General features: G+C 66.6%; 12 protein-coding genes. 11 read left to right on the plus strand and 1 reads right to left on the minus strand.

Features of this window, described 5'->3' with window-relative positions; genetic code table 11:
• Positions 1-3: 3 nt before the first annotated feature.
• The 6 genes from tssE (at position 4) to ACPFMA_RS15695 (ending at position 8,390) form a co-directional block, all read left to right on the plus strand.
• The gene (gene tssE / locus ACPFMA_RS15670; RefSeq protein ID WP_420058132.1) at positions 4-441 is read left to right on the plus strand and encodes a type VI secretion system baseplate subunit TssE; all 438 of its coding nucleotides are present in this window, start codon (positions 4-6) and stop codon (positions 439-441) included.
• Positions 425-2,227 (plus strand): type VI secretion system baseplate subunit TssF, encoded by a 1,803-nt coding sequence (gene tssF, locus ACPFMA_RS15675; RefSeq protein ID WP_425928170.1) that lies wholly within the window; start codon positions 425-427, stop codon positions 2,225-2,227. The genes tssE and tssF overlap by 17 nt, the downstream gene beginning before the upstream one ends.
• Positions 2,191-3,216 carry a type VI secretion system baseplate subunit TssG gene (gene tssG / locus ACPFMA_RS15680; protein ID WP_064304260.1) on the plus strand — a complete coding sequence of 342 codons (1,026 nt, stop codon included), beginning with the start codon at positions 2,191-2,193 and terminating at the stop codon, positions 3,214-3,216. The genes tssF and tssG overlap by 37 nt, the downstream gene beginning before the upstream one ends.
• Before the next feature lie 2 nt (positions 3,217-3,218).
• Positions 3,219-5,777 (plus strand): type VI secretion system ATPase TssH, encoded by a 2,559-nt coding sequence (gene tssH / locus ACPFMA_RS15685; RefSeq protein WP_420058129.1) that lies wholly within the window; start codon positions 3,219-3,221, stop codon positions 5,775-5,777.
• A 67-nt stretch (positions 5,778-5,844) separates the two neighbouring features.
• The gene (gene tssI, locus ACPFMA_RS15690) at positions 5,845-7,851 is read left to right on the plus strand and encodes a type VI secretion system tip protein TssI/VgrG (RefSeq protein ID WP_420058128.1); all 2,007 of its coding nucleotides are present in this window, start codon (positions 5,845-5,847) and stop codon (positions 7,849-7,851) included.
• On the plus strand, positions 7,848-8,390 hold the full coding sequence (locus ACPFMA_RS15695; RefSeq protein ID WP_064304257.1) for a toxin-antitoxin system YwqK family antitoxin: 543 nt from the start codon (positions 7,848-7,850) through the stop codon (positions 8,388-8,390). Before tssI ends, ACPFMA_RS15695 begins: the two co-directional genes overlap by 4 nt.
• 109 nt (positions 8,391-8,499) lie before the next feature.
• Here the strand turns inward: ACPFMA_RS15695 and ACPFMA_RS15700 are convergent, their stop codons facing one another.
• A complete protein-coding gene (locus ACPFMA_RS15700; RefSeq protein WP_009395363.1) occupies positions 8,500-8,892 on the minus strand; it encodes a DUF4280 domain-containing protein in 393 nt (130 codons plus the stop codon).
• 344 nt (positions 8,893-9,236) lie between these two features.
• Here ACPFMA_RS15700 and msuE point away from each other — a divergent pair, with 344 nt between their 5' ends.
• The 5 genes from msuE to ACPFMA_RS15725 all read left to right on the plus strand — a co-directional run bounded on the left by msuE (position 9,237) and on the right by ACPFMA_RS15725 (position 14,151).
• Positions 9,237-9,803 carry an FMN reductase gene (msuE, locus tag ACPFMA_RS15705; RefSeq protein ID WP_279898247.1) on the plus strand — a complete coding sequence of 189 codons (567 nt, stop codon included), beginning with the start codon at positions 9,237-9,239 and terminating at the stop codon, positions 9,801-9,803.
• 9 nt (positions 9,804-9,812) lie between these two features.
• Entirely contained in the window at positions 9,813-10,997 is a 1,185-nt protein-coding gene (locus tag ACPFMA_RS15710) for an acyl-CoA dehydrogenase family protein (RefSeq protein ID WP_064304255.1), read from the plus strand.
• 9 nt (positions 10,998-11,006) lie between these two features.
• Entirely contained in the window at positions 11,007-12,107 is a 1,101-nt protein-coding gene (locus ACPFMA_RS15715) for a sigma-54 interaction domain-containing protein (RefSeq protein ID WP_064304254.1), read from the plus strand.
• A gap of 62 nt (positions 12,108-12,169) precedes the next feature.
• Positions 12,170-13,306: an FMNH2-dependent alkanesulfonate monooxygenase gene (gene ssuD / locus ACPFMA_RS15720; RefSeq protein ID WP_009395357.1), complete on the plus strand. Its 1,137-nt coding sequence runs from the start codon at positions 12,170-12,172 to the stop codon at positions 13,304-13,306.
• Positions 13,303-14,151 carry an amidohydrolase family protein gene (locus tag ACPFMA_RS15725; protein WP_009395356.1) on the plus strand — a complete coding sequence of 283 codons (849 nt, stop codon included), beginning with the start codon at positions 13,303-13,305 and terminating at the stop codon, positions 14,149-14,151. Before ssuD ends, ACPFMA_RS15725 begins: the two co-directional genes overlap by 4 nt.
• The last annotated feature ends 25 nt before the right edge of the window (positions 14,152-14,176 follow it).

Below are 14,176 nucleotides of genomic sequence, written 5' to 3' on the forward strand. Positions count from 1 at the left end.
TAGATGTCCAGCGGTCACCGCCCCCTGCTGTTCGAACGCCTCGGCAACCCTGCGGGCGAGGCGCCGACCCTCGACCGCCAGGCCCTGGCCGATTCGGTCCGCGAGGAACTGACGCGGCTGCTCAACAGCCGCCGTGCGGGCCCGACGCTGAGCACGCCGCCCACGGTGCTGGACTACGGCATTGGCGACTGGAGCGGCCTGCAGGCCAGCAACAGCGACGATCGCCGGCGCATCGCCCGGGAAGTCCGCGCCGCCATCAACCACTTCGAACCACGCCTGAAGGCCGGCGAGGTCGAAGTACGCCAGGTGGCCGGACAACCACGGCGGCTGAATATCCTGGTCAGCGGCATGCTGCGCCAGGGTGGCCAGCAATGGCCGGTGGCCTTTGTCCTGGACAAGCAGGACTCGGCGGTGGAGGTCAGCCATGAGCGACTCGATTGACCCGCTGCTGCTCAACTATTACCAGCGCGAGCTGACCTGGCTGCGCAACGCCGGCAGCGCCTTCGCCGAGCGCTATCCCAAGGTGGCCCGGCGCCTTGAGCTGTCGCCCGGAGAGAGCCAGGACCCTCATGTGGAACGGCTGCTGGAAGGCTTCTCCCTGCTCTCGGCACGCCTGCAACGGCGCCTGGACGACGACTACGCCGAATTCAGCGACGCCCTGCTCGAACAGCTTTACCCGCTGGCCCTGCGCCCCTTGCCTTCCTGCGCCATTGTGCGCTTCGAACCGGACCTGACCAAGGGCGCGCTCGCCAGTGGCTATGCCCTGCCCCGCGACACGCCCCTGTTCGTCACCACGACCCGTGGCGACAGCCTGCATTTTCGTACCGGCGCCGAGGTCAACCTATGGCCGTTGCAGATCAGCGAAGCGGTGCTGCTCGGCGCCGACGAGGCCCGCGAGCTGACCGGGCTGCACCAGGCCGCGTCGGCCCTGCGCCTGCGTATCGATTGCCTGGGCAAGGCGTCCTGGAACGAACTGGACCTGCGCCATCTGCGCGTGCACCTCGATGCATCGCCCATGGTCAATGCCGCGCTTTACGACCTGTTGGGCGCCCATACCATCGCGGTGTGCAATGGCGCCAGCCGCGAGCGCCTGCTGCGCCTGGACCGCCTGCCGCAGGTGGTGGGCTTTGCCGAGCACGAGGCACTGCTGCCCGAGGAGGACGGCGTACATCCCGGTCTGCGCCTGCTGGCCGAGTACTTCGCCTTCCCGGAGAAATTCCACTTCTTCGACCTGCCCCTGGACCCGCGCCAGGTCGAGGGCAGCAGCCTGCAGCTGTACCTGGTGTTCGACCGCCCGGCACCCACGCACCTGTTTCTGCAGCCCGGCGACTTCGCCCTGGGCTGCGCCCCGGCGATCAATCTGTTCCGCCGCACCTCCGAGCCCTTGCGCCCGGACGGACGCAGCAGCGAATACCGCCTGGTCGCCGACAGCCATCGTGAGAACAGCGTCGAGATCCATAGCATCCGCAGCCTGCGTGCCCTGGGCGCCGATGGCGTGGTGCGCCCGCTGGCGCCCTACTACGGCAGCCAGCACGGCAGCGCTGCCACCCGGTACTGGCACGCCCGGCGCATCCATGGGCTGACCCCGAACCGCATCGGCAGCGACATGATGATCAGCCTGGTCGACCCCGGCTTCGATCCGCTGCGCCAGGCCTGGGATTTCAGCCTTAGCGCCGACCTGCTGTGCACCAACCGCCATCTGGCGCAGAGCCTGGCGGCCGGTACCCGGCTATCCTTCGAGCGCCCCGGCGCACCAGCCAGCGCATACCTGGTCAACCCGCCCAGCGCCCAGGGGGTACCGAACCTGGACGGCCAGTCGCGCTGGCGCCTGGTGTCGCAGCTCACGCTCAATCACCTGTCGCTGGTGGAAGGCCCGCAAGCCCTGGGGGCGCTGCGGGAAATCCTGGTGTTGCACAACCTGCGCAACGAAGCCAGCGCCAGCCGGCAGATCGACGGCCTGAAGAGCCTGAGCAGCGAACGGCGCGTCGCCCAGGTCGGCAACGATGCCTGGCGCGGCTGGCGCAAGGGCCTGGAAGTACGCATCCAGCTTGACCCGACCCACTTCGCCGGGCATAGCACCGTGCTTTTTTCTGCGGTGCTGGCGCAATTCTTCTCGCTCTATGCCACCGCCAACCGCTATATCAGTACGGTACTGGTCGATGCCGATGACCCCACCAAGGAAATCAAGACATGGAGCCCGCAAGCCGGCATGCCCCTGAGCCTTTGAGCCAGACACTGCGCGAGCGCCCGCAAGGTTTCGAGCTGCTCCAGGCCCTGCTGATCCTCGAACACGAGAACCGCAAGGCCACCTCCCTCGGCTGCGGCAGCGTCCCGCAGAACGAAGCGGTGCGCCTGCGTGGCCCGCTGACCCCGGTGTTTGCCGTGGCACAGGTGGAAAAGCTCAGCCATGACGCGGCGGATCCGCGGCCGATCCTGAGCACCCCGGTGTTCGGCCTCGGCGGCCCTGACGGCCCGCTGCCCTACGCCTTCCAGGAATGGCTGCAACAGCGTGCCGTGGCCCGCGACCATGCCCCGGCGGAATTTCTCGACCTGTTCCAGCATCGCCTGCTCAGCCTGCTCTACCGCGCTCTGCGCAAGCATCGCATCGCCTTCGGTTTCGCCAGGCCCGAGGCCAGCCCGGTGCATCGGCAACTGCGTGCCTTGAGCGGCCTGCTGCCCCAAGGCCTGCACGAGCGCCAGGGCCTGCCGGACGCCGTGCTGCTGGCGCGCACCGCCCTGCTTGCCGGCGGACGGCGCTCGCTGGCCGGCTTCGTGTCCATCGTCCGCCATCATTTCGGCCTACCGCTGAGCATCGCCCCCTACACCGGCGCCTGGTGCGAAATACCGCCCGGCAGCCGCAGCGTGCTTGGCCGTGGCCGGCGCAACCTGAGCCTGGGGCGCACGGCGATCGCCGGCAAGCACATCTGGGACGAGCACGCCGGCATTACCCTGACGTTCAGCCCGCTCAGCCAGGCCCAGGCCGACTCATTGCTGCCCGGCGCCGACGTACACGGGCAGTTGGCCGACCTCGCCGCGCTGTATTTCGGTCCCGACCTGGACTGCAGGCTGGTCCTCGAAATCAAGGGTGCGCCCGTGCTCCACCTGGGCCGCCAGCACGATACCCGGTTGAACTGGAACAACGGTGTCCGCCGCCGCGCGGATCCGGATCAGCTCCAGCGCATCGAAACCCGCTTGCGCCAACCCGACAGGGAGTGAACATGGAACTCGGCAGCCTGATCGCCTGTTTGAACCCGGATACCCGCGACGCCCTGGAGCGCGCCGCCCAGCGCTGCCTGCAGCGCGGCCATCATTTCGTCGAGGTGGAGCACTTTCTCCTCGAACTGCTGGAAATCCAGGGCGGTGACCTGGCCTGCCTGCTGCCGCCCTTCAAGGTCGAGCGCGACGCGCTGGCCGAGCAGATCAACCGGGCCCTGGAGCTGTTCAAGTCGGGCAATACCCGCACGCCATCGCTGTCGGCGCAGACCATCGACCTGCTCAAGGAAACCGTGCTCCAGGCCAGTATTCGCGGCGGCGGACAGCGTATCCGCTCCGGGCAACTGCTGCTGACCCTGCTGGAGCGCGAGGCGTTGCGCAGCCAGTTGCTCAACAGCGCCGCCGGCCTGCTGGCCATCCCGCTGGACAGCCTGCGCGCACGGTTCCAGGAACTGACCCGCAGTTCCCGCGAGCAACCGGCCGAGCCAGCGCCGTCCAAGCGTGGCAAGGGCGCGGCGAACAGCAGCGAAGATCCGATCCTCGAGCAATACACCCAGGACCTCACCGCCGACGCCAGGGCCGGCCGCATCGACCCGATCATCGGTCGCGAAGGCGAGATCCGCCAATGCATCGACATCCTCCTGCGCCGCCGGCAGAACAACCCGATCCTGGTCGGTGCGCCGGGCGTGGGCAAGACCGCGCTGGTCGAAGGCCTGGCGCTGCGCATCGCCGCCGGCGACGTACCACCGGCCCTGCAGGACGTTTGCCTGCGGGTACTCGACCTCGGCCTGCTGCAGGCCGGGGCCGGGGTCAAGGGCGAATTCGAGCAACGCCTCAAGGGCGTGATAGACGCCGTGCGCAGCTCACCCAGCCCGACCATCATGTTCATCGACGAGGCCCATACCCTGATCGGCGCCGGCGGCGCCGAAGGTGGCAGCGATGCGGCCAACCTGCTCAAGCCGGCCCTGGCCCGGGGCGAGCTGCGTACCCTGGCCGCGACCACCTGGCAGGAATACAAGAAATACTTCGAGAAGGACCCGGCCCTGGCCCGACGCTTCCAGCTGGTCCAGGTGGAAGAACCGAGCGAAGCCACCTGCGTGCAGATGCTGCGTGGCATCGCCGCCAGGCTGGAGCAGCACCACGGCGTGCTGGTGCTGGACAGCGCCATCCAGGACGCGGTGAAGCTGTCGCACCGCTACATTTCCGGGCGCCAGCTGCCGGACAAGGCCATCAGCATCCTCGACACCGCTTGCGCCCGGGTTGCCCTCGGCCAGCACGACGTGCCGCCGCCCCTGGAAAACCTGCGCCACCGCCAGCACAGCCTCGATGAAGAACTGCAGCGCCTGCGTCGCGAGCAGGCCACCGGCCAGGATCACCGCGACCGCATCACCACCCTGGAAACCGAACTGACCCTCAACCAGGACGCCATGCGCGAGCTGGAAAGCCGCTGGAGCGAAGAACGCGAAGCCGTGCGCGAGTTGCTCGAGACCCGCCGCGAGCTGCTGGCGCTGAGCGAGAAGGCCGACGCCGACGGCGAGCGCCGCGATCCCGACACCGACAGCCGCATCGATTACCTGGCCGCCGAACTGCTGCGGCTCGAGGCGGGCCTGGATGCCATTCGCCAGGATGATCCGCTGGTACCCGAGCAGGTCGACTCGAAGATCGTCGCTGCGGTGATCGCCGGCTGGACCGGTATCCCGGTGGGCAAGATGCTCGCGGACGAAGCCCATGCCGTGCGTACCCTCGGCCAGCGCATGGGCCAGCGGGTGATGGGCCAGAAAGCCGCGCTGGATACTATCGCCCAGCGCCTGCAGGCCTACCGTGCCGGCCTGACCGACCCACAGAAACCGGTCGGCGTGTTCCTCCTGCCCGGCCCCACCGGCGTGGGCAAGACCGAGACCGCCTACGCCCTGGCCGACGCCCTGTACGGTGGCGAGCGCAACCTGATCAGCATCAACCTGTCCGAGTACCAGGAAGCCCACACCGTCAGCCAGCTCAAGGGCGCCCCGCCCGGCTATGTCGGCTACGGCAGCGGCGGCGTGCTCACCGAAGCGGTGCGGCGCAAACCCTATTCGGTGGTGCTGCTGGACGAGATCGAAAAGGCCCACCCGGATGTGCTGGAAGCCTTCTACAACGTCTTCGACAAGGGCGTCATGGAAGACGGCAGCGGCCTGATCGTCGATTTCAAGAACACCGTGATGCTTGCCACCAGCAACGTCGGTGCCGAGCTGATCCTCGACACGGCGAAGGCCGACCTGGACGGTGACGCGTTCAACGAGCGCCTGCACAAGGTGCTGTTGCAGGCCTTCCGCCCGGCGTTCCTGGCGCGGATGACCGTGGTGCCCTACCACCCGCTGGACGAGGCCACGCTGGAAGGTATCGTCCTGGCCAAGCTGGAGAAACTGCGCGAACGCTACAAGGCCGCCACCGGCAAGCAGTTCGACTTCGACCGCGGCATCGTCAAGGCGGTACTCGGTAAATGCAGCGGCGCCGGAGCACGGGATATCGAAAATGTGCTGATGAAGCAGGTCACCGGAAAACTGGCGGAGTGGGCGCTTGAGTAAAAGCGCCGTAAGCGTGCCATGACCGTGTACAGTCGCAGTTTTGCCCGATCCATCCCGAGAACCCTAGATGCCCCGCGCCACCGACAGCACCACCAGCCTCTACCTCAGCGCCAGTGCCCTGCCCGATCTCTATCCCGAGGCGCTGAGCGGCACCGAGCTGCTCAATGGCCTGGGCATGCAGATGCTGCGCGGGCACTCGGATGCGGCGCTGGCCCTGGCTGACGCGGTCGCCAGCCATGTCACCGTCACCCTGCACAACGACGAGCAAGTGCGCCCGCTGGACGGCCTGGTGGCCGAGATCCGCCAGATGCCGGCCGATGCCAGCGCCGACCGCTACCAGTTGCTGCTGCGACCCTGGCTGTGGTGGCTCAACCTCGCGAGCAACAACCGGGTATTCCAGAACCTGACCACGGCGGACATCGCCAGCCAGATCTTCGATGCCCACGGCTTCAGCGACTACAAGCTGTCCCTGAACGGCAGCTACACGGCCAGGGAATACTGCGTGCAATACGGCGAAAGCGACTTCGCCTTCGTCTCGCGGTTGCTGGAGGAAGACGGCATCTTCTGGTTCTTCACCCACGACGCTGGCGTGCATACCCTGGTCCTGGCGGACAACAACGACGCCTTCCCGGCCATCCCCAACGGCCCGGCCATCCAGTACCTGGGCCAGGGCATGGGGGTGCGCGAGCTGCACGGCATCCGTTCCGGGCAACGGGTGATGCAGGCGGTCGCCGGGGTCTATTCGGCGAGCGACTACACCTTCGCCACACCCACCACCGAGCTGTACAGCCAGGCCGAAGCCAAGGCCGGGCCGCTGAACCTTTACGAACACCCCGGCGGCTACATCGAAAAGGCCCGCGGCGATGCCCTGACCAAGCAACGGGTCGACGGCCTGCGCAGCCAGGAGCAGCGCTTCATCGGCGAAAGCGACTGCCGCTGGCTGGTGCCCGGCCATTACTTCTCCCTCAGCGGCCATGACGACGAAGCCCTGAACAGCGACTGGGTAGTGACCTCGGTCACCCACGACGTCGATCACCAGCATTACCGCAACCGCTTCGAGGCAATCCCCAAGGCCACCGCCTACCGCCCGCCACGGGTCACGCCCAAGCCGCGCATGCATACCCAGACCGCCCGGGTGGTCGGCAAGGCCAGCGAGGAAATCTGGACCGACCAACATGGCCGGATCAAGATCCAGTTTCCCTGGGACCGCGACGGCAAGGGCGACGAAAGCAGTTCGTGCTGGGTCCGCGTGGTCCTGCCCTGGACCGGCCAGGCCTTCGGCATGCAGTTCGTGCCCCGGGTCGGCCAGGAAGTGATCGTTACCTTCATCGATGGCGACCCGGACCGCCCCCTGGTCAGCGGCTGCGTGTACAACGGCGACAACACGCCGCCCTGGCCCCTGCCGGAAAACCAGACCCAATCGGGCATCATGACCAACTCGTCGAAGGGCGGCGGCGGCTTCAACGCCCTGCGCTTCGACGACAAGAAGGACAGCGAGGAAGTGTTCCTCCAGGCACAGAAGGACTTCAATACCAAGGTGCTCAACGATGTCACCGTCGATATCGGCCACGACGAAACCCAGACGGTTAAGAACGCCCGGACCCGCACGGTCAAGGAAGGCGATGAAACCATCACCCTGGAAAAGGGCAAGCGTACGGTGGCGATCCAGACCGGCAGCGACAGCCTCGACGTCAAGGACAGCCGCACCGTCACCGTCGGCGGCGACCAGACCCACCAGACCGGCGGCAACTACACCGACAAGGTCAGCGGCAACTACAGCCTGACCATCGATGGCGACCTGAGCATCAAGGTCAGCGGATCCATCACCCTGCAAAGCGGTGCCAGCTTCAGCATCAAGAGCGGCGCCGACCTGGCGGTGCAGGCCAGTACGTCGATCGCGCAGAAGGCCGGTACCTCCTTCGCCAACCAGGCCGGCACCTCGCTGGAGAACAAGGCCGGCACGACCATGACCAACGACGCCGGCGTCAGCCTGACCAACAAGGGTGGCGCTGAACAGACCGTGGACGGCGGCGGCATGCTGACGATCAAGGGCGGACTGGTGAAGATCAATTGAAGAATACCGCCAGGGGTGATGCTTTCCAGCTTGAACGCGGCGACTCGCGGCTTACCGGGCGGCTGCTCGAGGGTGACCTCGATGGCCCCCTGCGCATCGAGGAAAACGCCCGGCCCCAGGCCAGCCTCAACTATGCCGGCGGGGTGCTGCACGGGGTCAGCCAGACCTTCCATGCCAATGGCCGGGTCTCGGCACGGTTGCCGTTCAGCAACGACAAGCTGGAAGGCGTGGCCAGCTTCTACGGCGAGGACGGCCAATTGCTGCGGTCAGCCAGCTACCGCCGCGGGCTGCTGCATGGCGAGGCGGTCAGCTACTTTCCCGACGGCAGCGTGGCCGAGCGCGAGCTGTACAGCAATGGTGTACGCGAGGGGTTGCAGCAGCGGTATCACCCCAACGGCAAGCTGGCGATGAGGGCGCAGTACCTCAATGGCCAGGCGCTGGATCCGGGGCAGAAATATGCCGAGGATGGCCGGCCGCTGAATGCGGCGGGGAAACCGGTTTCGCGGTTGAAGTGGTGGTGGACCAATGGGGCGGAATAAGGTCCGGGATCTGCTTTGATCCTTGAGGGCCTAATCGCTGGCAAGCCAGCTCCCACAGGGATTTGAGCTGTGGGAGCTGGCTTGCCAGCGATTAGGCCCTCAAGGCAACTCAAGGAATCAGGGTCTGGACCTGGCCGGCGAAGTTGATCTTGATCACCCCGGCCCAGTTGCACATAAGCATGCTGTTGGCATCCAGCGCCGGCATGTTGCCCAACAGCACCGTGGGCGCGCCGGGAATCCATGGCGAGGCGGTGGCCGGGATGCACGGCATCGGCGTCAGCACCCCGAGGGCGGCGGCGGTAGCGGCGGCGACCATCGGGTTGGCCATGCTCGTGCACATGCCGAAGGTGGGGATATTGACCAGCGGGATATGGTCCATGATGTTCGCCGCCGGCACCCCACCGACCATCACCCGGTTGACCGGCAGGACATTCAGCGCGCAAGGCGCAGCACCGAAGCTGCATTGCAGCAAGGCGCCGGTGCAGACTTGGGGGCAGGACATCAGCAAGCTCCAATCCGTGGGAATCGAAGTGTCCGACTCTACCCCATTCCCATGACATTTCCTTCTCCCGAGCGGTCCCGATCACCGGCATATTTCTTCCAGTTATTTATCTAGCTTTATTGATAATTGGACTGCATATCAAAACTTCTCTAAAAACCTGTTCACCCGGCCACTGTTCGCCGGGCAACTGTTCACCCAGCAACACCTGGGCAACAGTTGCCTTCCATGCCAACACCTCGGGTAGCCGCGATACCAATGCAACCCATTGATTCATAAGGCTTATGGAAACTGGAACGGCTCTTGCTCCATTCCAGGAAAACCACAGCGCCAAGGAATCCGAATCAATGAGCACCGCATTCAACATCGTCGCCGTTTCCGGTGGGGCCTGGCGCCCATCGCGCACCCTGGTCCTGACCGAGGCCCTGATCGGCGCACTCGGCCAGCATCTGGACTTCAACGTGCAGGTCATCGAACTGGGCGACATCGCCCGCCCCGTCGGCGGCGCCCTCTCACGCAGCGAATTGCCCGCCGACGTCGAGGCACAACTGTTGGCCATCGAACAGGCCGACCTGCTGATCGTCGCCGCCCCGGTGTATCGCGGCTCGTACCCGGGCCAGTTCAAGCACCTGTTCGACCTGATTGGCCAGGATGCCCTGATCGACACCCCGGTGCTGCTCGCCGCTACCGGCGGCAGCGAGCGCCACGCGCTGGTCATCGATCATCAACTGCGCCCGCTGTTCAGTTTTTTCCAGGCCCTGACCCTGCCGATCGGCGTCTACGCCTCGCAAGCCGATTTCGACGATTACCGGATCACCAGCCCGGCCTTGCAGGCACGCATCGCCCTGGCTGCGGAACGCGCCGCCGCCGTGCTTGGCGGGGTGATCGACAGTGCACCCCGCAAGATCGCTTGAGGCATGCCCATGACCCTGCCTTCGCCTACCCTGCAAACCCCACTGCAAATCGCCCGTGAGCTGGCTGCCGGATTTGCCGCCACCGCCGTCGAACGCGACGCCCGCGGCGGCACGCCGAAAGCCGAACGCGATGCCCTGCGCGCCAGCGGCCTGCTCGGCCTGGTCATTCCGACCCAGTACGGCGGCCTTGGCGCCAGCTGGAGCGAAACCTTGGAAGTGACCCGCGAATTCGCCCGGGTCGATAGCTCCATCGCCCACGTCTTCGGTTTCCAGCACCTGATGCTGGCCACCGTGCGCCTGTTTTCCCGCCCCGAGCAGTGGGAGCCCTGGTTCGAACAGACCGCGCGCAAGCACTGGTTCTGGGGCAATGCCCTGAACCCGCTGGACACACGCACCGTGGTCAAGCGCTTCGATGGCTGGGTGGAGTTTTCCGGCAGGAAGAGCTTCTGCTCCGGCGCCAGCGATTCGGAAATGCTCATTGCCTCGGCAGTGGATGAAAGCGCCGGCGGCAAGCTGTTGATCGCCGCCGTACCGAGTGCGCGCAGCGGTATCACCCTGCACGGCGACTGGGACAATATCGGCCAGCGCCAGACCGACAGCGGCAGCGCTACCTTTGAGCGGGTGCGCATCGAACACGGCGAGCTGCTCCTCGATCCCGGTCCGCTGAGCACGCCGTTCGCCTGCCTGCGGCCGCTCATCGCCCAGTTGCACTTCGCCAACCTGTTCCTCGGCATCACCGAAGGCGCCTTCGCCGAAGCGCGCCAGTACACCCTCAACGAAAGCCGTCCGTGGTTCCGCTCCAGCGCCCGCCACAGCGGCGAAGACCCTCATGTGCTGCGCCATTACGGCGAGTTCTGGGTCGGCCTGGAAAGCGTGCGCCTGCTGATCGGCCGTGCCGCCGACCTGCTCGACCAGGCCTGGGCCAAGGGCACCGCCCTGGGTGCCGAGGAGCGCGGGCAACTGGCCCTGGCCATCGGTACCGCCAAGGTTGCCGCGACCCGCCACGGCCTGGACATCTGCAATCGCCTGTTCGAGGTCACCGGCGCCCGTGCCACCCACGCCTCGCTGCGGTTCGACCGGCACTGGCGCAACCTGCGCACCCAGACCCTGCACGACCCGCTGGACTACCGCGTCCACGAGCTCGGCGAATGGGCGCTCAACGGTACGCGCCCGACTCCGACCTTCTACTCATAAGGCCCGACCATGCAACTGCTGACCCTGCCCCCGTCCCCGACCCTGGCCACCTCGATCCGCGCCACCGCGCAGGTCTTCGAAGACCCGCGCTCGCAAGCGCTGCTGGCCCACCTGCAACAGGTCGCGCCCAGCGAGGCGAGCGTGCTGATCATCGGCGCCACCGGGACCGGCAAGGAACTGGTGGCGCGGCATATCCATAACCTCAGTGGCCGGCGCAACGGGCCGTTCGTGGCGGTCAACTGCGGCGCCTTTGCCGAGTCGCTGGTGGAAGCCGAGCTGTTCGGCCATGAGAAAGGTGCCTTCACCGGCGCCCTGGCCGCCAAGGCCGGCTGGTTCGAGGAAGCCGACGGCGGGACCCTGTTCCTCGACGAAATCGGTGACCTGCCGATACCGATCCAGGTCAAGCTGCTGCGCGTGCTGCAGGAGCGCGAAGTGGTGCGCCTGGGCTCGCGCAAGAGCATCCCGATCAATGTGCGGGTGCTGGCGGCGACCAACGTGCAGCTGGAGAAGGCCATCAACGCCGGGCACTTCCGCGAAGACCTTTACTACCGCCTGAACGTGGTCAGCCTGCAACTGCACCCGCTGCGCGAACGGCCGGGGGACATCCTGCCGCTGGCCCGGCACTTCATCGCCGAATACAGCCGGCGCCTCGGCTATGCCGAAGTCAGCCTCAGCGAAGAAGCCCGCCAGCGCCTGGCCAGCTACGACTGGCCCGGCAACATCCGCGAGCTGGAAAACGTCATCCACCACACCCTGCTGCTGTGCCGCGACCAGGTGATCCGCGCAGAAGACCTGCACCTGTCGAGCCTGCGCATCGAGCGCGAGGGCGACAACAAGCCACGCCAGGAAAGCGCTGACGAACTGCTCCAGCGCGCCCTGCTGCAACTCTTCGAGGAACAGGGCGAGGGCCTGCATGAAAAGGTCGAGGACGCCCTGCTGCGCGCCGCCTACCACTTCTGCCACTACAACCAGGTGCACACCGCGCAGTTGCTCGGCCTGTCGCGCAACATCACCCGCACCCACCTGATCCGCATCGGCGAACTGGTGGTCAACAAGCGCCGACCTGCCCCCGGCGGCTTCGATGGCCGGGTGATCAATCTGTCGATCTGAATTCCTATAAAGCCCCTTGCTACGCGTGCCTACCTACCAACGATGGCAACAAGGACACTGCAATGAGTCTCGATATTTTCTGGTTCCTGCCGACTTCCGGCGACACCCGCTACCTTGGCCACTCCGCCAGCGGCCGTCCGGCGACCAACGCCTACATGCGCCAGATCGCCGTGGCTGCCGACCAGCTCGGCTACGACGGCCTGCTGATCCCCACCGGCGCCAGTTGCCTGGACCCCTGGGTCACCGCCGCCAGCCTGGTGCCGGTGACCCAGCGCATCAAGTTGCTGGTGGCGCTGCGCACCTCGCTGGGCAACCCCACCGCCTCGGCGCGCCAGGCAGCGACCCTCGACCAGGCCAGCAACGGGCGCCTGCTGCTCAACGTGGTGCCTGGCGGCGATGCCACCGAGCTGGCCGCCGACGGCGTATTCCTCGAACACGACCAGCGCTATGAAGCCTCGGACGAGTTCCTGACCATCTGGCGTCGCCTGCTGCAGGGCGAGAACGTCGATTTCGCGGGCAAGCACCTGAAGGTCGAAGGCGCGCAGAACTTCTTCCCGCCGGTGCAGCAGCCCTACCCGCCGCTGTACTTCGGGGGCTCCTCGCCCGCTGCCCATGAGCTGGCAGCCAAGCATGTGGATGCCTATCTGACCTGGGGCGAGCCGCCTGCCGCGGTGGCCGAAAAGATTGCCGACGTGCGTGCCCGCGCGGCGAAGCATGGCCGGACCGTGCGGTTCGGCGTGCGCCTGCACGTGATTGTCCGCGAAACCAGCGAAGCCGCCTGGGCCGCGGCCGACGAACTGATCAGCCATCTGGACGACGCTACCATCGCCGCGGCCCAGGCCAACTACGCGAAGATGGACTCCGAAGGCCAGCGACGCATGGCGGCGCTGCACGGCGGTGATCGCAACCGGCTGGAAGTGGCCCCCAACCTCTGGGCCGGGGTCGGCCTGGTGCGCGGTGGCGCCGGGACCGCGCTGGTCGGCGATGCAGAAACCGTCGCCGCCCGTCTGCTGGAATATGCCGAGCTGGGAGTGGACAGCTTCGTGCTGTCCGGCTACCCGCACCTGGAGGAAGCCTATCGCTTCGCCGAGCTGGTCTTCCCGCTGCTGCCGGGCAAGGGCAAGGTCACCGTGGACGGCGCCTTCACCGGCGGTGCCTTCGATGTCCGTGCCGGCAAGGGCAAGGAGCAGGCGGCATGAAGATCATCGACCTGCGCTGCCGCCCGGCCTACCTGCACCCTTTCTTTGGCGGCGTACCCGGCTCGCCCGAGCACGACACCGCACGCTGGCTCAATCGCCGGGTCGGTACCCAGGGTGCCGACAACCATTTCGAGCGGTCCCTGACCCAGGAAGGTTTCCTTGGTGAAATCCGCGCAGCCGGGCTGGACAAGGCCGTGGTGGTGGGCCGGCACACCCCGGGGCAGCATCTGTCCAACGACCTGGTCCACAGCGTGGTCCACGGCCATCACGAGCTGCTCGGCATCGGCGCGGTGGAGCCGGTGCTGCAAGGGATAGAAGGTGCCCTCGCGGAAATCGACCGGGCCATCGATGTGCTGGGCCTTGCCGGTATCGACCTGGAGCCGGGCTTTGCCGAGCCTGCGCGGCATCCGGACGACCGCCTGTACTGGCCGATCTACGAGCACCTGCAAAAACGCGGTGTGCCGCTGTTCATCATGAGCGGGCCGACCACCCCGGACCCGGCCTACAACGATCCGGGGCGCCTGGCTGCGGTGGCGCGGGCCTTCCCGCAGTTGAAGATCGTCGTCAGCCATGGCTACTGGCCGAATGTGCAGCAGGCTATCGGAGTGGCCTTCCGCTACGAGAACATCCACCTGGTACCGGACATGTACCTGTTCCAGCCCGGCAGCGAAGGGTACGTGCAAGCAGCCAACGGCTTCCTGGGCGACCAGTTGCTGTTCGGCTCCTCGTATACCTTCCGCCCGATCGGGCAGAGCATCGAGGATGCGCAGCGCCTGGGCTTCAGGGATGAGGTGGTGGAGAAGTTCTTCTACCGCAATGCGCTCAGGGTGCTGACGCCTGGCTGATGCAGCCGGCTCCGTCGCCGGCAAC

The sequence above is a fragment of the Pseudomonas sp. NyZ201 genome (assembly GCF_049860765.1).
Classification (GTDB): Bacteria; Pseudomonadota; Gammaproteobacteria; order Pseudomonadales; family Pseudomonadaceae; genus Aquipseudomonas; species Aquipseudomonas bharatica.

Bases quoted from the DNA above. Each gene is read 5' to 3' on its own strand.
- tssE (WP_420058132.1), top strand. From the start codon at position 4: ATGTCCAGCGGTCACCGCCCCCTGCTGTTCGAACGCCTCGGCAACCCT.
- tssH (WP_420058129.1), top strand. From the start codon at position 3,219: ATGGAACTCGGCAGCCTGATCGCCTGTTTGAACCCGGATACCCGCGAC.
- ssuD (WP_009395357.1), top strand. From the start codon at position 12,170: ATGAGTCTCGATATTTTCTGGTTCCTGCCGACTTCCGGCGACACCCGC.
- tssF (WP_425928170.1), top strand. From the start codon at position 425: ATGAGCGACTCGATTGACCCGCTGCTGCTCAACTATTACCAGCGCGAG.
- tssG (WP_064304260.1), top strand. From the start codon at position 2,191: ATGGAGCCCGCAAGCCGGCATGCCCCTGAGCCTTTGAGCCAGACACTG.
- ACPFMA_RS15715 (WP_064304254.1), top strand. From the start codon at position 11,007: ATGCAACTGCTGACCCTGCCCCCGTCCCCGACCCTGGCCACCTCGATC.
- ACPFMA_RS15725 (WP_009395356.1), top strand. From the start codon at position 13,303: ATGAAGATCATCGACCTGCGCTGCCGCCCGGCCTACCTGCACCCTTTC.
- msuE (WP_279898247.1), top strand. From the start codon at position 9,237: ATGAGCACCGCATTCAACATCGTCGCCGTTTCCGGTGGGGCCTGGCGC.
- ACPFMA_RS15700 (WP_009395363.1), bottom strand. From the start codon at position 8,892: ATGTCCTGCCCCCAAGTCTGCACCGGCGCCTTGCTGCAATGCAGCTTC.
- ACPFMA_RS15710 (WP_064304255.1), top strand. From the start codon at position 9,813: ATGACCCTGCCTTCGCCTACCCTGCAAACCCCACTGCAAATCGCCCGT.
- tssI (WP_420058128.1), top strand. From the start codon at position 5,845: ATGCCCCGCGCCACCGACAGCACCACCAGCCTCTACCTCAGCGCCAGT.